A 20,093-nucleotide genomic window follows, 5' to 3' on the forward strand; every position below is an offset into this window, starting at 1 on the left:
CTGGTTTGGTCGATCAGCGCCTGCGCCCGATCCGGCACCGCCGCATCCAGCGGGGTGATTTTCAGCCCTGACTCGGTGAGGATGGCATCGGGCAGCTCGTTGTCCTTGGCCTGGCGGGTGACGGTGGCCAACTGCTCGTCCAGCAGCTGCAAACGCTCTTCCAGGTACTGGTCGCTGTTCGGGTTGATCGCCAGGGGCAGGGCCTGCTCGCGCTTGAGTGCGGCGAACTTCTCGGCCGGCAGCAGGTAGTCGTCGAAGTCGCGGAACTGCCGCGAGCCCTTGACCCAGATGTCGCCGGAGCGCAGGGCGTTCTTCAGCTCGGACAGGGCGCAGATTTCGTAGAATTTCCGGTCGAGGCCTTCCGGGGTGATCACCAGCGGCTTCCAGCGCGGCTTGATGAAGGCCGTGGGTGCATCGGCCGGCACCTTGCGCAGGTTGTCGGCGTTCATCTCACGCAGGGTCTGCACGGCTGCCAGCACGCCTTGCGCGGCCGGCGCGGCGCGCAGTTCCAGCACCTCCAGCAAGGCCGGCGTGTAACGGCGCAGGGTGGCGAAGTTCTCGCCGACCAGGTGCAGGTGGTCGAAGCCTTCCGGCCGGGCCAGCAGCTCGGCCTCGCTGACGCTCTCGGTGAACTCGTCCCAGGGAATCACCGCCTCGATGGCGGCATAGGGGTCGCTGCCGCTTTCCTTCGCTTCCAGCAGCGCCTGGCCGATCCTGGAGTACAGGCGCACCTTGTCGTTGATCGCCTTGCCCTGCTTCTGGAACTGCTGCTGATGCTTGTGCTTCGCGCCGCTGAACAGCTTGACCAGGATGCGGTCATGCAGATCGACCAGCTCATCGATCACGGTCGCGGTGCTCTCCAGCACCACGGCGGCCAGGGTCGCGTAGCGGCGCTGCGGCTCGAACTTACCGAGGTCTTTGGGCGTCATCTGCCCACCCTCGCGGGCCAGCTTGAGCAGGCGGTTCTGGTGGATGTGCCGGCCCAGGCCTTCGGGCAAGTCCACCAACTGAAATGTCTTCAGCCGCTCGATGTGTTCCAGCATGTGCCGAGAGTTGGGTTTCAGCGGTGCCTGGCGCAGCCAGGTCAACCAGGTGATGCTGCTGCCGGCCTTGAGCTTCAACAGCTCGTCCAGCTTGGCCCGATGCGAGTCCGTGAGTGGTTCGACCAGGGCGCGGTAGACCCGCCGATTGGCTCGCGCAATGGCTTCCGAGCAGGCCCGGTCAATCACGCTCAGCGCCGGCAGGATGCGTCGTTTCTGCCGTAGGCTCTCCAGGGCCTGACCGGCCAGCAGCAAGCCTTTGTCGGTCTGCTGGGCCAGCTCGGTTAGCTCGCGCACCAGGGCGCGGAAGTCGGACAGGCCGAACGGGGCCAGTTGCAGGTAGGTGCGCAGTTCCTGGGCATGCTCGCGACGGGTCACGTCGCGCTCGCCGTACTTTGCCCAGCTCGCCGGCTCGGCCTGGACTTGCTTCGCCACCCACAGGATGACCGGCTCGGGCAGCTCGCTGTCGGTTCCCAGCGCGTAACCGGGGTAGCGCAGCAGGCAGAGCTGCACGGCGAAGCCGAGGCGGTTGGCGTCGCCGCGTCGCTGGCGGATCAGCGACAGGTCGGAGTCGTTGAAGGTGTAGTAGCGGATCAGGTCATCCTGGCTTTCCGGCAGCGCAAGCAGGGTGTCCCGCTCCGTGGCCGAGAGGATCAAGCGACGCGGCATGTGTCAGTCGTCCGTGCGGAGGTACTGGTAGAGGGTTTCCCGGCTGATGTTGAACTCGCGGGCAAGCTGCGCCTTGGGCTCGCCGGCCGTCGCTCGCTGCCGCAGGGTAGCAGCCTGCTCATCGGACAGGGCTTTCTTGCGGCCCCGGTACGCGCCACGCTGCTTGGCCAAGGCGATGCCCTCACGCTGCCGCTCGCGGATCAGGGCGCGCTCGAACTCAGCGAAGGCCCCCATCACCGACAGCATCAGGTTGGCCATCGGCGAGTCCTCGCCAGTGAACACCAGGCCCTCCTTCAGGAACTCGATGCGCACGCCGCGCTGAGTCAGCTTCTGTACCAAGCGACGCAGGTCATCGAGGTTGCGGGCCAGCCGATCCATGCTGTGCACCACCACTGTATCGCCTTCGCGGACGAAGCTCAGCAGCGCTTCGAGCTGGGGGCGCTGGGTGTCCTTGCCCGATGCCTTGTCGGTGAACACCTTGCTCACCTGGGTTTGTTCCAGCTGGCGTTCCGGGTTCTGGTCAAAGCTGCTGACCCGGACGTAGCCGATGCGGTGCCCCTGCACGATGTCTCCTTGGTTGAAGGCGGCTTAAGTGCACTTTCTGTTCCGTTGTGCCTCAAAGCCCATTTCTGTCAGGCTGAAATCTATAACCTTCGCGGGCATGTGTCAAAAAATGGGAAAGCAGACTCTATTCTGACGAAGCGGCGCGGCCCTGCCTGACATCAAGTTAGGGTATAGCCTAGATTGACATGCGCGATGCAACCCTTAACTTGCTTGCACCTATCGTTTCCATGCTAGCTTTATCGTAACGCTCAAGAAATTGGGCTTAATGCCGAAAACAATAAAATAAAACAGCCAACCCTTGAGGTTCTTATGCGCCAGAATTTACCAGTGACGGGTCGAAACTTAGAACTCCCAAAAGATGCCAATATTCTTTCGACTACCTCCCCTCAAAGCCATATCACGTACGTTAATCCTGACTTCATTAAAATCAGTGGTTTCACTGAGGAAGAACTATTAGGCCAGCCTCACAACATCGTAAGACACCCAGATATGCCGCCTGCTGCATTTGAGCATATGTGGAGTACATTAAAATCTGGCCGCTCATGGATGGGGCTAGTAAAAAATCGCTGTAAAAATGGCGACCACTATTGGGTAAGTGCTTATGTAACGCCAATAGCTAAGAATGGTTCGATTGTTGAATACCAGTCTGTAAGGACCAAGCCTGAACCTGAGCAGGTTTTGGCTGCGGAAAAATTATATGCTCAATTGAGAAGCGGGAAGGCCGCGAGGCCGAAATTGGCTGCTAGCTTTTCCGTGAAAATACTCTTGCTCATATGGGGTAGTATTATATCAAGCGCAATGGCTGCCGGCATGCTTACTGATACATCAATAAGCAGCTTATTGTTAGCCACTTTAATGTCAGGAAGCTTAAGCTCTGTTAGTGTTTTGGCTATTCTCTCTCCTCTTGGAAGACTGGTTGAAAGAGCCAAGAATATTTCCAATAACCCATTAAGTCAATCCCTCTACACTGGGCGCACCGATGAGTTTGGCCAAATAGAGTTTGCTTTACGAATGATGCAAGCTGAAACAGGCGCCATAGTAGGTCGCATAGGTGATGCATCAAATCGGCTTAGCGAACACACCCGAGGCCTACTAAAGGATATTGAGTCAAGCAATGTACTTACAGTTGAGCAGCAGGCAGAGACAGATCAAATAGCAACGGCAGTAAACCAAATGGTGGCAAGCATTCAAGAGGTTGCGAGCAATGCACAGCATGCTGCAGATGCGGCCGGAAGAGCAGACACTGAGACGGCATCTGGCCAGCGTCTGGTAGCCCACACAAGCCAGTCAATCACTGCCCTTGAAGGTGAAATTAGGCAAGCCACTCAGGTTATTCATGAGCTTGAAGGTCAAAGTAACGAGATATCAAAAGTTCTTGACGTTATACGAGGGATCGCCGAGCAAACGAATTTGTTGGCACTCAACGCAGCAATTGAGGCCGCGCGTGCTGGTGAGCAGGGGCGTGGTTTTGCTGTTGTCGCCGATGAGGTTCGCAGTCTTGCTGCTCGCACACAGCAATCGACAACGGATATTCAAAGCATGATCAGCGCTCTACAAGAGCGAGCGCAATCCGCTGTTACAGTCATGGAGCAAAGTAGTCGGCAAGCGCACACGAGTGTAGCTCACGCAGAGGAAGCAGCTACAGCTCTTGATGGAATTGGCCAACGCGTTAACGAAATTACCGACATGAACGCGCAAATAGCGACTGCGGTCGAGCAGCAGGGAGCAGTAAGTGAAGACATAAACCGCAGTATTATCAATATACGCGATGCTGCTGATACCAATGTACAGACCGGGCAGAATAATTTGCAAAGTGCGAAATCTGTCGCTCAGTTAACTAGCGCTCTGAGCGAACTGGCAAAACAGTTTTGGGAAAAACGAGGATAACGCTTTTCAGTATCTCGACAGGGATAACTTACTTTACCATCGGTTATCCCTTTTAGCCGCACAAATTTTAGCCATGGCTTTTCAGGAAGTCAGGGCTATCAGAATGGCCTTAGAAAGCCTAGTCAAAGAGCTGTCACGAGAACACCGTTAGCTTAGCGTACGATTTTTTCCGAATTCTGCGGTTCCCCCTTTATGCCGTTCTGGCAGGTCACGGTGCTGACGGGGGGCTTATGGGGCATTTCCTGGGGATGTGCAATGTGGTTTATCTACTGGGGGCGCAGGAAAGTTAACCGGCTGCCACCATGGGATGATGTGTAAACCGTGCACAGGCGTGTTCTTACGGAGCGGCACTTTCATTTATCTGTACGCGAACCTCCATTCCTGCATCGTGACAGGCCTGCAGCCACTGCGCCACTTCCAGCGGATCGCCCTCCCGGCGTACCACCCTGCCTTCTTTATTCCATAACTGCAGACAGGTGCTGCCGTCGAGATGCACCACAAAATCCCCACGGCAGGCCTGATACGTTATGCCGTTCAGCTGCACCGCCAGATCAGTGGCAGAAGTGCCATCTGCGGGCAGACCTGCTGCCGGGACCAGCGGCAGTACGACGACTTCTGCCGCACGCTGTTCTGCCCGGAGGCGGTCCTGTTCTGCCAGCAGCAGAGGCTGTGCCACGGCCCGGCCGGCGTCCGTCAGCTCCACTGCCAGCTGCAGGTTCGGAGCGCGCAGGGTACGCAGCCAGCCGGCATCCTCCAGACGACGGCAGGAGGCGCGCAGGTTTGGCCCGTAGACTGGGGCTTCCCCGCTTCGCTCCAGCACCCGTTCTATGTCCCGCGTCAGCACGGGTCCTGGCCGTTTTTCATCAAGGGCAGCCAGCACAATCAGCATTCTTCGCTGCAGTGGCGACGGTCGGCGGCTCTGAGTCATTTCCAGTCATCCTCCGGCCAGATGAGCTTTCTGAGGCGCTGATGGTCGGCGTCAATGATCTCCTGTCTCTTTATGGCATTCATTGAGGCATAGCCATTTATGGCCAGTTCATGCCAGAAGATCAGCACAGCTCCGGCTTTGGCTGACTCGCAGAGATAAGTTACGCCCTGGCTGTCCAGATTGCATTCCCGGATGCGTTTTTCCGCAAACCGGGTCAGTTGTTCATAGCTGAGTGAAAACACCCTTTCTTCATCCATCCTGCACGCTCCATCTGATAATGTTCTGACAAATAAAAATCATATCCCGCATGATTTGTGTGTTATTTATTATTAATAATATCAGATATGGTTTTATATAAGTTGCTTAATTATCATATTGTATGCCCGTTCCCCGCCGCGCAGATCCGGTTTCCGGCTGAAGTGGATCCAGACCTGATTTGTTGCTGAGTATCGGTAAAAGTGCGGCTTATAAGCTATTCTGAAACATAGCAAGTGAATCTGGGCTGTATAATTCCGGCAAGTGTCATCTGTATTTAAAGGACGTGTGAGTATGAAATTTATGGAATGTGCTGTCCGGGATGTGATTTATGGGACCAATGTCCGTATTGTCAAACCGGTCAACATTTATGAATGTGAACTCAGGGACAACGTGTTTGTCGGCCCCTTCGTTGAGATACAGAAAGGCTGTGTCATTGGTAGTGGAAGCCGGATACAGTCGCACACGTTTATTTGTGAGAACGTAACACTGGGGGAGAACTGCTTCATTGGTCATAACGTGACGTTCGCCAACGATCTGTTTCGTTCAGGAGCACCAGATCCGTCACCGGATAACTGGATCAGCATTACCCTGGGGGATTCGGTTACTGTTGGCAGTGGAGCCATTATTCTGTCTCCGTATATATGCAGCGGAGCTGTTATTGGTGCGGGTTCAGTTGTGGTAAAACCGATTGAGAACAAAGGCATTTATGCAGGAAACCCGGCAAGACTGCTCAGAATATTATGAAATAAATATCCTCCGGCATAGCCGGAGGTTTTTCAAATGCGCCTATAAGGCTCTCTTACCAGCCGCGCCCTAACAGGCGCACACGATCTGACATTTGCATCCAACTTCGTTCATCGATATCGCCAGGGGGAAAGCCAGTATAATGAAATGTATAACGAGAGTTCTGCATACAGGCATTACGGTAAGCGCCACCACTCCAGGGGTTCCAGATCCCCCCAATTCGGGTATTCTTCTCAAACAGAACCACGGAGTGACCTGCTTTAATCGCATTACGGGCAGAAATGATGCCGGCAGGACCCGCGCCGATGATTGCAATATTCATACGTGTTTTTTCCTGCGGTTGATAAGTGTTATTACAAGCACTGGTGCAGCCAGAAACAGTGTGACAATATTGGCGATCAGTACGGCAAAATCAGATCGCATAATGCCATACGCTATCCATGAGATTACACCTGTCAGGAACATGATATACATAACAACGGAGATACCTTCGGTATTGCGTGTCCTGATAGTTTTTATGCTCTGGGGAGCGAACGCAAACGTTGTGAAAAATGCAGCAAACAGCCCGGTTAAAAGAATGGTATCCATATCAGAATGCCTCAATTATTTCCTGTATATGAAGGCCGGATGACAGGTCCGCCAGCTTAGGAGACGAGTGACCATATTTAATAAGAGCACACCAGTCGTCATGAAGATGAATAAACGAATCAGACCAGAATGGAAGCTCCCGTGGTGGATCAGGCAAGCGTTTCAGAGCGTCGAAGCCAATTGTTTCCGTATTCGTATCATTAAATAGAATCAGGAGCAGGCGATTTTCATGGTGGGTTGAATATCTGATTTCACCATTTTCAAATACAAGCTGTATATGCAGTCCCAAATTATGATCTGTTTCCGATTTACTGGCATGAACTCTGAAATAAGCTCCCTTTTCTGAACTGCCCATTACATAGCCGTTATCATCCACTTCAACCTGACCATCTGATTTTGTACCCACGTGTCCCCTTTACCGTTTTGATCCCATGAACCACTACCGGGCTTTCCCCTATAAAACAAAATAAATCAAGCAGATGACAGGATAGATCGCCCAGAGCACCGCTGCTTTTGCTCTGTTGTGCGGAGTCTCGCCAGGTCAGGTGATGGCGGGTCAGTGCAGAATTTTTATTAAATTCTGCTGAGAAGAAATGCAGTTCACCTAATTTCTTCTCATTTCTCAGACGCATTATCATGTCGATGACGGGGTTATATCGGTAGTTAAAAGACACGATACTGCCTTTTGGAGCAATCTCCTGTAGATATCGTGCAGAGTTGAGATCTGTTGAGAGGGGTTTTTCACACACAAACGGGAGCTGTTTGTAGCGAAGCCACTCGTTCAAATCAATTCTCTTGACGTGGGGAAATCCGTTTTCCAAGCGGACCCCTTATAGGGGGTTGAGGGCCTCCTACCCTTCACTCTTGACTATGTTAACGATAATCATTATCGTTAGTGTTTGTGTGGTAATGGGATAGAAAGTAATGGGATAAAAAGTAATGGATAGAAAAAGAACAAAATTAGAGTTGTTATTTGCATTTATAATAAATGCCACCGCAATATATATTGCATTAGCTATATATGATTGTGTTTTTAGAGGAAAGGACTTTTTATCCATGCATACATTTTGCTTCTCTGCATTAATGTCTGCAATATGTTACTTTGTTGGTGATAATTATTATTCAATATCCGATAAGATAAAAAGGAGATCATATGAGAACTCTGACTCTAAATGAATTAGATTCTGTTTCTGGTGGTGCTTCAGGGCGTGATATTGCGATGGCTATAGGAACACTATCCGGGCAATTTGTTGCAGGAGGAATTGGAGCAGCTGCTGGGGGTGTGGCTGGAGGTGCAATATATGACTATGCATCCACTCACAAACCTAATCCTGCAATGTCTCCATCCGGTTTAGGGGGAACAATTAAGCAAAAACCCGAAGGGATACCTTCAGAAGCATGGAACTATGCTGCGGGAAGATTGTGTAATTGGAGTCCAAATAATCTTAGTGATGTTTGTTTATAAATAGTATTATTTAATATAAGAAAGAACAGTTATTGGACAATCCACACAGAATGATATTTCTTCTTGGTGGATTGTCTATCTTCCATTCCACCTCCAACAGATATCTGAGCATAACGAGGAATTATAACAGGAAGAAATATTCCTCATACGCTTGTAATTCCTCTATGGTTTAAATAGAAATAACTCTATCAACAGTTCTCAACGTTGTTTCTCTGTGTGCAATAATTACCCTGGTGATATTCATGTTTTTTATGGCAACATTCACGAAATGTTCACTCTCTGAATCAAGAGCACTGGTTGCCTCATCCATAAATAATATTCCTGGTTTCCGGTATAAGGCTCGTGCAATAAATATACGCTGTTTTTGACCGCCAGAAAGACCTTCCCCAAGTTCACCTATTAATGTTTCATATCCCATTGGCATATTCATTATAACATCATGAATATGACTTGCTCTGGCACATTCTACCATCCACTCTTCATCCATTTCCTCTGCAAAACCACAGATATTTTCACGAATTGAGCCTGAAAATAGCCGGTCATCCTGCATAACACAGGCTATCATCCGGTGATAATTATTTATTCCAATTTGGCGTATATCTATACCATTTATCAGTACCCTCCCGCTATCAGGTTCAAATAGTCCACATAGTACTTTCATTAATGTGGTTTTTCCCGCACCGGAAGCACCAGTTATAGCCACACTTTCCCCCGGAGCTACAGATAAACTCAGAGCACTGAATATCGGTGCTGACTGACTGTCATAACGATAGCTTAAACCATTGGTTTCCAGGGATATTGGCCCCATATCAGCAACGATTTCAATTTCAGGTTTCTTTTCCTCCTTTTCATGTAATGCAATATCTGCAATGCGCTCATTGTGCAGACTCATTATTCTTAGCTGAAGAAGAAAACTGGTCAGAGAGGCAACTCTTTCCGAAAACTGCCCACGAAAAGAACTAAACGCTACAAACATTCCTATTGTCATCTGATTATCGATCACAAGGCCTGCTCCCAGCCATAAAATTACAATCTGATCACAGGCGGTAACAAAGGTATTTATTCCTCCGAAGAGCAAATCCATCCTGGTTAGCTTAATACCCGAATTTATCGCATCTATTTTCATATTAAGCCAGTGTGCCCCCCGAATTCCGACCATCCCCTGGATTTTTACCGTGGCAATACCATATAATGTTTCCATAAAATAGGAGGCGGCACGGGCCTCCCTGACAAGACATTCTTCTGATATCTGTCGGTAATTGCCGTATGTCACCAGACGAATAAAAATGTAAATTGTGGTAAAGCAGAGAACTATCCAGGTGAGATATCCTCCGTATAACAGCATCATCACACAAACACCGACAACCATAATGCTGTCCATTATGAACCCGATCACACTGGTGGTAAATGTGGCCCTCAATGTGTCAAGGGAGTCAAAACGTGACTGGATATCACCTAATTTTCGGCGTTCAAAAAACGCCAGCGGTAGTCTGAGAAGATGATCGAACAGCCCCGACTGCCACTGTACATTGATGAGCGTGCTCATAACCAGTGAAGACCATGCGCGCAGCGTACTCGTTGCAGCTTTGAGTAATATAAAAAACATAAGAGCAGCAGAAATTAGCGTCAGTAGCCCTCTGTCCCCCGCAGGAATAGCATGATCCATAACCAGCTGTGTCCCCACCGGCATTAGCAGATTGATTGCTTCAATTACAACTGACAGACAGAAAATTTTCGCCAGCGTTCTTTTAATACCGTAAATACTGTTAATCAGTGAACGAAGACTTATGCGGGTCTGCAGGGTTTCCGACTGGAATTCACTTCCGGGCCAGACCTCAAGTGCAACGCCTGTAAAATATCGGCTCATTTCCTCCCGGCTGATATATCTTATGCCCCTGGCCGGATCATGCAGTACATAACGGTTACGCTTTACGCTGACCAGAACGACGAAGTGACTGAAATCCCAGTGGAGAATACACGGCGTTTTGAGGACTCGAAGTTCATCCAACTCCAGTGAAAGAGCCCGGGTGGCCATCCCCAGTTGCTCCGCTATTCCATTGATTCCTGCAAGGGTTGCTCCACGGGCAGAGAGATTAAACTTCCGGCGAAGATATATCAGGTCAATATTCTTACCAAAATGACCGCATATCATTGCTAGGCAGGCCAGTCCACATTCAGCGGTCTCCGTCTGATGAATAACCGGAACACGACGTTGCCAGCGCAAATCAAGCAGATTTATAATTTGTCTGAAATTCCTGTTAGTCATTGATCGGTCCTGTTGCACTGTGTTTCATGTCATAGAAAGGAGAAAGCATCCACTGGTAAATACGCCTTTTTTCCAGAAATAGTGTACTTTCGGCTTTCATTCCATTTTCCAGAGGGAGGTATTTTTCGTCATACCTGATTATCTGCTTTTCAGGCGTCGCAATGACTTTATACCAGGGAACAGAGGCACCCGGCGTATTTTGAGGTGCTCCCTTATAGGTCAACATTTCCTGTGTTGACGCAGGAGTCCTGGATATAGTTTTAACCGTAGCAGAGAACTGCCCAAATTTTTCTGAGGGGAAGGCTTCATAACGAATATTCACTTTGTCACCAGCCGAAATATAAGGAACAGCATCATTCGGGACCCAGAGAATAAGATAATAGTTTTCAATGTTCTCAGGAATAACCTGCAGAAGGCTGTCTCCGGTATTGACCATTTGCCCTACAGTGACACTCAGGGAGTCAACTTTCCCGTCAGACAACGCCCGGATAATGATTTCGCCTTCCACATCAGTGTTAACCAGTTCTTTCTGCAATTCGAGTCGTTGCAGTTCCATCTGATAGATACGATTATCAAAATCTGCTGCCTGAGTCTGAATCTGACTCTCCAGAGTGGTTATCTGCAGGGCATTTTGTTCATTTTGTCCGCTCAGACTGAGAAGGTTGTTTTGTTGTTGATAATATAATGCAACTTGGTTAGTTAATTGATCTTTATTAATCAGTCCTTTTGACTGATAGTATCTGTAATTCTCCATATTATTTTTCATTATTTTTATCCCTTCCTCTGCACGCTGTATAATGTCTGATGAGCGACGGAACGCATCTGTGTATTGCAGACGTTGTTTTTCCAGGGTATCTAGCGTTATTTTTTTACTTTCTTCCAGACGGGAAATAATGTTGTCCACACGAACCAGCTGGTTTTCTATATCCCGGCGATGATTATCAGTGACAATACCATTGCGTGTACTTTTACTGATGTCAATCAGATAAACAGGATCCCCTTTTTTTATCAACTGCCCTTCATGAACAAACTGCCTGACAACAAATCCCTGTACACCTGAATATATATTGACAGCTCTTGGCCAGGTTGTGACCTCACCACTGACATTAACACGGCGGCTATAGGTACCAACAATAATGAACATCAGAAATGCCGTAATAAACACAATGCTTCCCAGCATGATTAACCACAGTGGTATTCCGGGAAGTAATATTGCCCGTCCCTGCCACTTCATTTTTCTGTTTTCTAAAGCATCCTGGCGAAACAAATAATGTCTCCTTGCATACTATTAGTTTGTTGTTTATCTGGATTAATGATGGAAAATAAATCGAAAATTTGCATTATATGTTTCAAGGAAAATCATATAAACATACAGCATAGGAGAGTTATCAGGATAAATAATCATATAATGCTGAGAACAATATTATAAACAATAGTCTTTTTATTTATGATGAAAGAATGTCATTATTTATTAAATGACAATAATCTAACTGATTTAGGTTATTGTCAGAGAATATTAAAGTAACATAACTCATTCATCTATTTCCTAGTTTCTCTGTATATTAAAAGAGAATGGTAATCATTATCATGTTAAAGTGTCATATCGTTTACATAAAGTCAAGATATATCAGTGTGGCAAGCCTAGCAGGATTCTCTAGGGAAGGGCAGGCATACTCAGTGCATAGCTGATGCACGGATGACGGCAGGGGGGAGGAGGCTGGTGACTTTCGGACGACTGTAGCGGCTTACATCGGGCTTCGGCGGTATCATATGAAACAGCGGAGTGCCGCCTTCCATGCCGCTGGCGCGGCATATCCTAGTGACGATATCTGAATCGTTATATACTGTGTATATACGTGGTAATGACGGGGTGATAAATGGCACAGGTTAATATGAGTTTAAGAATTGACGCTGAACTGAAGGATGCTTTTATGGCCCTGCAAAAAGCATGGACCGTAATGGCTCTCAGTTAATCCGGGATTTTATGCGCCAGACCGTGGAACGGCAGCATAATACCTGGTTCCGTGACCAGGTTGAGGCAGGACGTCAGCAACTCGAGCGCGGCGATGTGCTTCCCCATGACATGGTCGAATCTTCCGCTGCTGCATGGCGGGATGAAATGAGCAGGAAAGTCGCCGGTAAATGATGGAGATATTCTGGACCATGCTGACCAGCCAGGACAGGAAGCGCATTCGTGAGTACATTGCGGAGCAGAACCTGATAGCCGCCATTGAACTGGACGAACGGATTGGTTGTTCAGCCAGCCTCCTGTTCTCCCTTTCTTTTATCAGTGTACAGGTGCATGACAACATAATCACGGTATGATAATAATAATCAATAACAATAAGTTGTGTCACGTTTACATCATGGAACGGAGGTGCTCCTGTGACTTTTGAGCAAAAAAAGCCCGGGCAATTGCCCTGATGGACAGCAAAAAGATGTGGCGGAGTAATTATGCTCCTCCTCTGCTGCGTATTCTCTGGCGGCTGGGTATCCGGCTTCCGCCATTGCCCTTTATGCCGTTCTGGCAGGTTACGCTGCTGATGGGGGGCTTATGGGGTATTTCCTGGGGATGTGCAATGTGGTTTATGTACTGGGGGCCGTCAGGAATGGTAGCAGGTGAGGCCATTATTATAAGTATCACGAGTGGTTTTTTGTTCGGACTGCTCATGGCCTCTTTCCACTGGTGGCGCAGGAAAGTTAACCGGCTGCCACCATGGAATGATGTGTAAACCGTGCCGGCATGTTTTTACGGGGTGATGCTTTCATTAACCTGTACACGAACTTCTATTCCTGCATCATTACAGGCCTACAGCCACTACGCCACTTCCAGCGGATCGCCCTCCCTGCGTACCTCCCCGCCTTCTTTATTCTATAACTGCAGACAGGTGCTGCCGTCGAGGCGCACCACAAAATCCCCACGGCAGGCCTGATATGTCATGCCGTTCAGCTCCACCGGCAGATCAGTGGCAGAAGTGCCATCTGCGGGCAGACCTGATGCCGGGACCAGCGGCAGTACGACGACTTCTGCAGTACGCTGTTCTGCCAGCAGAGAGGCTGTGCCACGGCCCGGTCAGCTTTTGTGAGTTCCACAGCTAGCCGCAGCTCAGGGATTAAGATTCAGGTAATTTACGGAAAACAAGTGATTTCCGTACGGGAGAGAAGGCCTAACGTATATTATCTCAGAAATGACTATGAATCCCCATATATTGCCAATTATACAGTAAATGATTATCATTATCATCTACTGTGTGCAACTGATGGTCTGAAATAGCGCTTTTAGGAGACAAGATGCAGTCAGCTAGTAAATTAATCTACCGCGGGAAGTTGCTTGGCAGTTTACCCACTGTGGGCGAGATTCATAAAGAAATCGCAGTATCGGAAGAAACCGTAACATGGATCTCTCTGCAACGAGATATTATAGCGAATATTTTGCTGGGAAAAGATCCTCGCTTACTTGTGATTGTTGGTCCATGCTCAATCCATGACGTTCAGGCCGCAGTTGATTATGCGAAGCGATTGTTCGTATTACAGAATAAGTACTTATCGAAAATGTACATTGTAATGCGCACTTATTTTGAGAAACCTCGAACCCGTAAAGGCTGGAAGGGAATAATGCACGATCCTGATCTAAATGGAAGTTATGATGTTGAGAAAGGGATACGATATGCTCGCCAGTGTTTGTCTTCAATCACAACGATGCGTGTCGCAACCGCTACAGAATTCCTCGATCCTTTTCTTACTCCCTATATTGCTGATTTAATATGTTGGGGTGCTATTGGTGCCAGAACCACTGAATCACAAACGCATCGTCAACTTGCGTCTGGTTTACATTGTCCAGTTGGATTTAAAAACAGTACTGATGGAAATATTAACTTAGCTATTGACGCTATTATTGCAGCCCGTGAACAACATATTGTATATATGACATCTTTAACAAATAGTATATCTACACTATTAACCGATGGCAATCCACATGGACATCTAATATTACGTGGAGGTAGAGAACCTAACTATGGTTTGTCTGATATAACTAAGGCAGTGAAATTAATGCATGATGAGGGTATTAACCATCGTCTGATAATTGATTGTAGCCATGGTAATAGCGGTAAAGTGGCTAAACGGCAAATTTCCGTTGCACGTCAAGTTATAGATAATCGGAAAAAAATACCAGGATATGTAGCTGGCATTATGGTGGAAAGCTTTTTACAAGATGGAAAACAATCCGATAGTTTTCCGCTAGAGTATGGTCAGTCTGTTACTGATGAATGCATATCATGGCAACAGACAGAACAATTATTATCAACTCTGGCAGCACAGCTTTAACTTCAACTATTGCACATATATTGCTTTTAAAGGGGGAAAAATGAAATTACTTAGTTTAAGACACTCAATTAGTGTTATCAGAGAAGCAGATATTTTATCTCTACAGTTTATGATTATATAAAGCGCTATCGTAGCCGCGTATTTAATGGTCTTAAAATATAAAACAATTGGTTACTATCTATGGCAAACTCCTGAATTATGTGTGTGAACCAGGAGTTTCTCAGGAATTTCCTCACAATGTGGCACTATCACTGTCACCTTTTTCTCCTTGGAAACCTCCAGGGATGCCCCAAAGTTTCGGTCAGTTTTTAGATAGGTAGCATTCCTCATTAATAATGAGGACACCGAGGGTAGAATCTTAACTCCGTGTTAATAGAATAAAAAACAATCATCAGAACTGAGTAGGGAAAGCGAATCATGATGTATGAAGTTTCACACACAATGTGAATCAAAAACGCACGTAGATAATCCGATAGTGCTGCCTGATACGCTGAAAGAAATTGCTCGCAGGAAGATCTGATTATGCTGATTCGTCGACCACAGGCCCTTATATACATAAGCAGCGCCCGCGCCTGAAATGCAGGTCAGAAACAATGTGAACACTATCCGTGAGAAATTGTGACAAAATTCCCGATGATCGACAAGTGCAATGAAATAAAAAACATATGTTATATATCAATTTGATATTTATGAAAAATCGATATATTTATCTTGTGAGGGATTGCTTTTTTTTTGCTAAATGATATTAATTATCATTCTTATATAAAAACAATAATGGCAGTAAAAAATATCTGGCAAGGATGTGAGCTTAACGATCAAACATTTTAAGTTAGGCATTTATTAGGGAATAGGTATGAGAATTAACAAAATCCTCTGGTCGCTAACTGTGCTCCTGGTTGGGTTGAATAGCCAGGTATCAGTAGCCAAATCCTCCGACGATGATAATGACGAGACTCTGGTGGTGGAAGCCACCGCTGAGCAGGTATTAAAACAGCAGCCGGGCGTGTCGGTTATTACCAGCGAGGATATTAAAAAGACCCCTCCGGTAAACGACCTTTCAGATATTATTCGTAAAATGCCTGGCGTCAATCTTACCGGCAATAGCGCCTCGGGCACACGCGGTAACAACCGCCAGATCGATATTCGTGGTATGGGGCCGGAAAACACCTTAATTTTAATTGATGGTGTACCGGTGACGTCACGTAACTCCGTGCGTTATAGCTGGCGTGGAGAGCGTGATACCCGCGGTGACACCAACTGGGTGCCACCGGAACAGGTTGAGCGTATTGAAGTGATCCGCGGCCCTGCGGCGGCGCGCTACGGTTCGGGGGCAGCCGGGGGGGTGGTGAACATCATTACCAAACGTCCCACCAACGACTGGCACGGTTCGCTGTCGTTATACACCAATCAGCCGGAAAGTAGCGATGAGGGCGCTACGCGTCGCGCCAATTTCAGCCTTAGTGGGCCTCTGGCTGGTAATGCTCTTACCACGCGTTTGTATGGTAACCTGAATAAAACGGATGCTGACAGTTGGGATATTAATTCTCCGGTCGGTACGAAAAACGCAGCCGGGCATGAAGGGGTACGTAACAAAGATATTAACGGCGTTGTCTCGTGGAAATTAAATCCGCAGCAGATTCTCGATTTCGAAGCCGGATATAGCCGCCAGGGGAATATCTATGCGGGCGATACGCAAAACAGTTCTTCCAGTGCAGTTACCGAAAGCCTGGCAAAATCCGGCAAAGAGACGAACCGCCTGTACCGACAGAATTATGGCATTACGCATAATGGTATCTGGGACTGGGGACAAAGTCGCTTTGGTGTTTATTACGAGAAAACCAATAATACCCGCATGAATGAAGGATTATCCGGCGGTGGTGAAGGGCGTATTTTAGCGGGTGAAAAGTTTACGACCAATCGCCTGAGTTCCTGGCGAACCAGCGGCGAGCTTAATATTCCTTTGAATGTGATGGTTGATCAAACGCTGACCGTTGGTGCAGAGTGGAACCGCGATAAGCTCGATGATCCTTCCTCTACCAGCCTGACGGTGAATGACAGTGATATCAGCGGTATTTCTGGCTCTGCTGCGGATCGCAGCAGTAAAAATCATTCTCAAATCAGTGCGCTGTATATTGAAGATAACATTGAGCCGGTTCCTGGCACGAATATCATTCCCGGCCTGCGCTTTGATTATCTCAGCGACTCCGGCGGGAACTTCAGCCCCAGTCTGAATCTTTCGCAGGAATTGGGCGATTATTTCAAAGTCAAAGCAGGGGTTGCCCGAACCTTTAAAGCCCCAAACCTGTATCAATCCAGTGAAGGCTATCTGCTCTACTCGAAAGGCAATGGCTGTCCAAAAGATATTACATCAGGCGGGTGCTACCTGATCGGTAATAAAGATCTCGATCCGGAAATCAGCGTCAATAAAGAAATTGGGCTGGAGTTCACCTGGGAAGATTACCACGCAAGTGTGACCTACTTCCGCAATGATTACCAGAATAAGATCGTGGCCGGGGATAACGTTATCGGGCAAACCGCTTCAGGCGCATATATCCTCAAGTGGCAGAATGGCGGGAAAGCTCTGGTGGACGGTATCGAAGCCAGTATGTCTTTCCCACTGGTGAAAGATCGTCTGAACTGGAATACCAATGCCACATGGATGATCACTTCGGAGCAAAAAGACACCGGTAATCCTCTGTCGGTCATCCCGAAATATACTATCAATAACTCGCTTAACTGGACCATCACCCAGGCGTTTTCTGCCAGCGTCAACTGGACGTTATATGGCAGACAAAAACCGCGTACTCATGCGGAAACCCGCAGTGAAGATACTGGCGGTCTGTCAGGTAAAGAGCTGGGCGCTTATTCACTGGTGGGGACGAACTTCAATTACGATATTAATAAAAATCTGCGTCTTAATGTCGGCGTCAGTAATATCCTCAATAAACAGATCTTCCGATCTTCTGAAGGGGCGAATACCTATAACGAGCCAGGCCGGGCTTACTATGCCGGAGTTACCGCATCATTCTGATCGTAGTGTTTCAGGCGTACTGCCCGCGTAAAAGCGGGCAGTGTTTAGTGGCTTAACTCATGACAACCTGCTGTGTAATTTGCGTTTTCACCACTGATATCTAACAGTGCCTGGCGAAAGGAGGCATTGAACATCGGCCCGTGTCCTAGGTTGGGGAAATCCCAAAATACGGCATTGACGCCTTTATCTTTCAGTATAGTGAGGGTGGTATGAATTTTCGACAGCACCCCGACAGCATGCGTTTCCCGGTTATCACCCTGTGTCGCCGAGCCTTCCATTATCGCCAGGTGTTTGGCGCAGAATTGCAGAGGCTCAACCGCCGTAACGCGGCTTAGCAAAGCATCATAACCTCTGCCCAACGACGGGCTGGCGCTGTAGTACGACCGGAAGTAAGAGGAGGACAGCCAGGAATCCAGCACGAAGAGGCCGCCGTAGGAGTGCCCCCATAAGCCGCGGCGTTGCCGATCGATATTCAGTCCCTGTTCCACTTTTGGGGCAATACGCGTTTCCAGTAACTGGCGGAAGTTGTTGCTGCCACCACTCTTACGGCTAAAACGCCCTGAGTGGAGATCTGTTTTTCTGCTTTCTGCTGCTGGCGTATAGTCGTAAGCCCTGCTGTTGAGATCGAAAGGGAGGTTGGTCTGATACCCGACAGCCACGATCACTGGCGGTGTTTTTTCTGACAATTGTTTGAGCAGTTCGTCATCCAGGCGATCCATAACTGCGTTACCGTCAAGCATATATAAAATCGGGTAACCCGATGCCGGTGCGGTTGTATTCGGCACGGCCGTCCATACCCGATAATGGCGTGTGCCATCGACAGAGTCGAAAGAGGTGACGCTGAAATGGTAAAACACGGAGCCTTTATCGGCTATATTCGGCCCCAGTGGCCGCATATCCGGCTTCGCATAAACTTGCGCACTACAGATAAGGGTGAGGCAAGAAAGATGAAAGAAAATCGCTTTATGCGGGCGTGTTGAGCGATACTCGCGGGCATACATCTGATGATTATTCCTTTTCCGCAGGTGACTATTTGATTTATTCAGGAAGTCTGTACCGTTTCCTGAAAGTGTTTGTGGGTCAACTCAACCCTGTAGTAAACCAATCCCGTCAATCAGTGCACCGCGCCACCATGCGTAATCGTGACCACCGGTGTAGATTGCGCAATGGCTTTCGACGCCAGCGGTAATCAGCCGCTGGTGAAGCTGCTGAACGTGAGGCACTGTCGAACCTTCCAGCGATCCCACGCACAGGCTGATACGTACGCCCTGCGGTGGGGCAGAAAGCAGATGCTCACTCACCCATGAGGTATCGGTTTCGCTGAACAAGCCTGGTCGACTGGTTCTTTCTGGCGTCCACCACATTGAAGGAGAGTGGCTGAGCACCAGACCGAACGTTTCCGGTGCGTAACGAGCCCCCATTAGCGCACTGATCCCGCCGAGGCTCTGCCCGGCCAGCACTGTGCGCGAACGGTCTGCCCACTGACGCTGCGGTTGTTCAGCGCGAATCATCGGCAGCAGATGTCCGGCGATATCCTTTATCAGTTTGCTGCGCCCGCCGAGTATCTCAGTGCGTTCATGTTCATTAATGTTGTCAATGCCCAGTACAGCCACGGGCACGATGCGCCCATTATTTATGGCGGCGTCAATTGCCGCGCATACGCCAAGGTGATCAAACCAGGTTTCACCATCGGGCAGCACGACCAGCCCGAGGGGCTGAGAAATATCAACATCCGGAATATAGAGCCGAACCTGGCGAGATTTCCCGGCGATAATGCGCATGGAGGTAAGCAGTTGTCCGGTGTGGAAGCCGCCGTTCCATTCCGACAGGGCGGGAGCTTTATCAAGTGTCAGCACTGATTCCTTTGCGTTTCCCCGAACGTTGATCTCCGGCATTTTGTTTAGCGGATCGGCCTTTCCGGCAAGGGTGGCAAAACGGCCTCCGGACAGTGCAATCGTCTCAGCCGTAGTGCCGGGGGGGATTTCCAGCAGCGAATAGGAGCCGCAGTAACTTGCGGGTAAACGCAGTGTCAGTGTCCAGATATCCGTTTCGGGAAGGGCGCTCATCATTCCTTTTTCTACGTGCTCTTTATCCGTCACCCGGTTCAGACGCAGATAAACGCCCTGCAGAGGATGTCGGGCGCGCCACAGAAAGGTCACTTCTCGCTCATCTTCCGCTCCTTCGACTGGCGTCACAAGAGGAACATTCAGCGACTCAGCTTCGCGCCAGAAGTCAGTAAGGTTAGCAATGTGGCCCGCTGCCAGTTGGTTGCGCAGGCTGGCGATAGCAGAGAGATGTTGTTGCATGTTCAGCATTCATACTCTTTA

Annotated in this window: 17 protein-coding genes and 5 pseudogenes; 10 read left to right on the forward strand and 12 right to left on the reverse strand. The window is 48.8% G+C overall.

Translation table 11 applies throughout. The annotated features are described in order from the left end of the window. Both ACJHX4_RS24695 and ACJHX4_RS24700 read right to left on the reverse strand, forming a co-directional pair. Positions 1 to 1,709, reverse strand: a pseudogene (locus ACJHX4_RS24695) (Tn3-like element TnAs1 family transposase); the annotation flags it as partial. Between the two features lie 3 nt (positions 1,710 to 1,712). Continuing rightward, a complete protein-coding gene (locus ACJHX4_RS24700) occupies positions 1,713 to 2,273 on the reverse strand; it encodes a recombinase family protein (protein WP_001161490.1) in 561 nt (186 codons plus the stop codon). A gap of 309 nt (positions 2,274 to 2,582) precedes the next feature. On the opposite strand from ACJHX4_RS24700, the gene ACJHX4_RS24705 reads away from it, so the two are divergent. Both ACJHX4_RS24705 and ACJHX4_RS24710 read left to right on the forward strand, forming a co-directional pair. Next, the gene (locus tag ACJHX4_RS24705; protein WP_001513488.1) at positions 2,583 to 4,160 is read left to right on the forward strand and encodes a PAS domain-containing methyl-accepting chemotaxis protein; all 1,578 of its coding nucleotides are present in this window, start codon (positions 2,583 to 2,585) and stop codon (positions 4,158 to 4,160) included. 192 nt (positions 4,161 to 4,352) lie between these two features. After that, the gene (locus ACJHX4_RS24710; RefSeq protein ID WP_257792357.1) at positions 4,353 to 4,478 is read left to right on the forward strand and encodes a hypothetical protein; all 126 of its coding nucleotides are present in this window, start codon (positions 4,353 to 4,355) and stop codon (positions 4,476 to 4,478) included. A gap of 19 nt (positions 4,479 to 4,497) precedes the next feature. Here the strand turns inward: ACJHX4_RS24710 and ACJHX4_RS24715 are convergent, their stop codons facing one another. Together ACJHX4_RS24715 and ACJHX4_RS24720 are read right to left on the reverse strand one after the other, a co-directional pair. Beyond that, a complete protein-coding gene (locus tag ACJHX4_RS24715) occupies positions 4,498 to 5,088 on the reverse strand; it encodes a hypothetical protein (RefSeq protein WP_001350923.1) in 591 nt (196 codons plus the stop codon). After that, entirely contained in the window at positions 5,085 to 5,345 is a 261-nt protein-coding gene (locus tag ACJHX4_RS24720; RefSeq protein ID WP_000343091.1) for a hypothetical protein, read from the reverse strand. Before ACJHX4_RS24720 ends, ACJHX4_RS24715 begins: the two co-directional genes overlap by 4 nt. A 292-nt stretch (positions 5,346 to 5,637) precedes the next feature. Here ACJHX4_RS24720 and ACJHX4_RS24725 point away from each other — a divergent pair, with 292 nt between their 5' ends. Next, on the forward strand, positions 5,638 to 6,090 hold the full coding sequence (locus ACJHX4_RS24725) for an acyltransferase (RefSeq protein WP_000670963.1): 453 nt from the start codon (positions 5,638 to 5,640) through the stop codon (positions 6,088 to 6,090). A 55-nt stretch (positions 6,091 to 6,145) separates the two neighbouring features. On the opposite strand, the gene ACJHX4_RS24730 is transcribed toward ACJHX4_RS24725, so the two are convergent. From ACJHX4_RS24730 to ACJHX4_RS24740, 3 genes and pseudogenes are all read right to left on the reverse strand, one after another. Next, a complete protein-coding gene (locus ACJHX4_RS24730; protein ID WP_001017350.1) occupies positions 6,146 to 6,412 on the reverse strand; it encodes an FAD-dependent oxidoreductase in 267 nt (88 codons plus the stop codon). Continuing rightward, complete coding sequence (locus ACJHX4_RS24735) at positions 6,409 to 6,678, reverse strand: SemiSWEET transporter (RefSeq protein ID WP_000379710.1); 270 nt, start codon at positions 6,676 to 6,678, stop codon at positions 6,409 to 6,411. Before ACJHX4_RS24735 ends, ACJHX4_RS24730 begins: the two co-directional genes overlap by 4 nt. A gap of 1 nt (position 6,679) precedes the next feature. Next, positions 6,680 to 7,457: pseudogene (locus tag ACJHX4_RS24740) on the reverse strand (Gfo/Idh/MocA family protein); the annotation flags it as partial. A 160-nt stretch (positions 7,458 to 7,617) separates the two neighbouring features. Here ACJHX4_RS24740 and cvi point away from each other — a divergent pair. Both cvi and cvaC read left to right on the forward strand, forming a co-directional pair. Beyond that, positions 7,618 to 7,854, forward strand: a complete 237-nt coding sequence (gene cvi, locus ACJHX4_RS24745; RefSeq protein ID WP_001323890.1) for a colicin V immunity protein — start codon at positions 7,618 to 7,620, stop codon at positions 7,852 to 7,854. Beyond that, positions 7,832 to 8,143: a colicin V gene (gene cvaC / locus ACJHX4_RS24750; RefSeq protein ID WP_001259758.1), complete on the forward strand. Its 312-nt coding sequence runs from the start codon at positions 7,832 to 7,834 to the stop codon at positions 8,141 to 8,143. The genes cvi and cvaC overlap by 23 nt, the downstream gene beginning before the upstream one ends. 169 nt (positions 8,144 to 8,312) lie before the next feature. Here the strand turns inward: cvaC and cvaB are convergent, their stop codons facing one another. Further along, a complete protein-coding gene (cvaB, locus tag ACJHX4_RS24755) occupies positions 8,313 to 10,409 on the reverse strand; it encodes a colicin V export peptidase/ABC transporter CvaB (protein WP_000184924.1) in 2,097 nt (698 codons plus the stop codon). Next, positions 10,402 to 11,676 (reverse strand): HlyD family secretion protein, encoded by a 1,275-nt coding sequence (locus ACJHX4_RS24760; protein ID WP_000489608.1) that lies wholly within the window; start codon positions 11,674 to 11,676, stop codon positions 10,402 to 10,404. The genes cvaB and ACJHX4_RS24760 overlap by 8 nt, the downstream gene beginning before the upstream one ends. A gap of 610 nt (positions 11,677 to 12,286) precedes the next feature. On the opposite strand from ACJHX4_RS24760, the pseudogene yacA reads away from it, so the two are divergent. From yacA to ACJHX4_RS24775, 3 genes and pseudogenes are all read left to right on the forward strand, one after another. Next, positions 12,287 to 12,555, forward strand: a pseudogene (yacA, locus tag ACJHX4_RS24765) (type II toxin-antitoxin system antitoxin YacA). Next, a pseudogene (yacB, locus tag ACJHX4_RS24770) lies at positions 12,555 to 12,680 on the forward strand (type II toxin-antitoxin system toxin YacB); the annotation flags it as partial. The pseudogenes yacA and yacB, both read left to right, overlap by 1 nt. Positions 12,681 to 12,847: 167 nt before the next feature. Beyond that, entirely contained in the window at positions 12,848 to 13,141 is a 294-nt protein-coding gene (locus ACJHX4_RS24775; protein ID WP_000269327.1) for a DUF6404 family protein, read from the forward strand. A gap of 77 nt (positions 13,142 to 13,218) precedes the next feature. On the opposite strand, the pseudogene ACJHX4_RS24780 reads toward ACJHX4_RS24775, so the two are convergent. Further along, positions 13,219 to 13,520 (reverse strand): annotated as a pseudogene (locus ACJHX4_RS24780) (hypothetical protein); the annotation flags it as partial. Between the two features lie 180 nt (positions 13,521 to 13,700). Here ACJHX4_RS24780 and ACJHX4_RS24785 point away from each other — a divergent pair. Further along, positions 13,701 to 14,735, forward strand: coding sequence for a 3-deoxy-7-phosphoheptulonate synthase (locus ACJHX4_RS24785; RefSeq protein ID WP_001190234.1), 1,035 nt, complete (start codon positions 13,701 to 13,703; stop codon positions 14,733 to 14,735). Between the two features lie 853 nt (positions 14,736 to 15,588). Then, positions 15,589 to 17,766: a siderophore salmochelin receptor IroN gene (gene iroN / locus ACJHX4_RS24790; protein ID WP_001222186.1), complete on the forward strand. Its 2,178-nt coding sequence runs from the start codon at positions 15,589 to 15,591 to the stop codon at positions 17,764 to 17,766. A gap of 44 nt (positions 17,767 to 17,810) precedes the next feature. Here iroN and iroE read toward each other — a convergent pair whose 3' ends face one another. Both iroE and iroD read right to left on the reverse strand, forming a co-directional pair. Further along, positions 17,811 to 18,767, reverse strand: a complete 957-nt coding sequence (gene iroE, locus ACJHX4_RS24795) for a catecholate siderophore esterase IroE (RefSeq protein WP_000271277.1) — start codon at positions 18,765 to 18,767, stop codon at positions 17,811 to 17,813. Positions 18,768 to 18,851: 84 nt separating this feature from the next. Next, entirely contained in the window at positions 18,852 to 20,081 is a 1,230-nt protein-coding gene (gene iroD / locus ACJHX4_RS24800) for a catecholate siderophore esterase IroD (protein ID WP_000933672.1), read from the reverse strand. Between the last annotated feature and the right edge of the window lie 12 nt (positions 20,082 to 20,093).

Origin of the sequence: Escherichia sp. WS2035, from assembly GCF_046487065.1 — a bacterium.
GTDB lineage: Bacteria > Pseudomonadota > Gammaproteobacteria > Enterobacterales > Enterobacteriaceae > Escherichia > Escherichia coli.

Coding starts and splice junctions, on each gene's coding strand:
- ACJHX4_RS24705 (WP_001513488.1), top strand. CDS start 2,583: ATGCGCCAGAATTTACCAGTGACGGGTCGAAACTTAGAACTCCCAAAA.
- ACJHX4_RS24710 (WP_257792357.1), top strand. CDS start 4,353: ATGCCGTTCTGGCAGGTCACGGTGCTGACGGGGGGCTTATGGGGCATT.
- ACJHX4_RS24715 (WP_001350923.1), bottom strand. CDS start 5,088: ATGACTCAGAGCCGCCGACCGTCGCCACTGCAGCGAAGAATGCTGATT.
- ACJHX4_RS24720 (WP_000343091.1), bottom strand. CDS start 5,345: ATGGATGAAGAAAGGGTGTTTTCACTCAGCTATGAACAACTGACCCGG.
- ACJHX4_RS24725 (WP_000670963.1), top strand. CDS start 5,638: ATGAAATTTATGGAATGTGCTGTCCGGGATGTGATTTATGGGACCAAT.
- ACJHX4_RS24730 (WP_001017350.1), bottom strand. CDS start 6,412: ATGAATATTGCAATCATCGGCGCGGGTCCTGCCGGCATCATTTCTGCC.
- ACJHX4_RS24735 (WP_000379710.1), bottom strand. CDS start 6,678: ATGGATACCATTCTTTTAACCGGGCTGTTTGCTGCATTTTTCACAACG.
- cvi (WP_001323890.1), top strand. CDS start 7,618: ATGGATAGAAAAAGAACAAAATTAGAGTTGTTATTTGCATTTATAATA.
- cvaC (WP_001259758.1), top strand. CDS start 7,832: ATGAGAACTCTGACTCTAAATGAATTAGATTCTGTTTCTGGTGGTGCT.
- cvaB (WP_000184924.1), bottom strand. CDS start 10,409: ATGACTAACAGGAATTTCAGACAAATTATAAATCTGCTTGATTTGCGC.
- ACJHX4_RS24775 (WP_000269327.1), top strand. CDS start 12,848: ATGTGGCGGAGTAATTATGCTCCTCCTCTGCTGCGTATTCTCTGGCGG.
- ACJHX4_RS24785 (WP_001190234.1), top strand. CDS start 13,701: ATGCAGTCAGCTAGTAAATTAATCTACCGCGGGAAGTTGCTTGGCAGT.
- iroN (WP_001222186.1), top strand. CDS start 15,589: ATGAGAATTAACAAAATCCTCTGGTCGCTAACTGTGCTCCTGGTTGGG.
- iroE (WP_000271277.1), bottom strand. CDS start 18,767: ATGTATGCCCGCGAGTATCGCTCAACACGCCCGCATAAAGCGATTTTC.
- iroD (WP_000933672.1), bottom strand. CDS start 20,081: ATGCTGAACATGCAACAACATCTCTCTGCTATCGCCAGCCTGCGCAAC.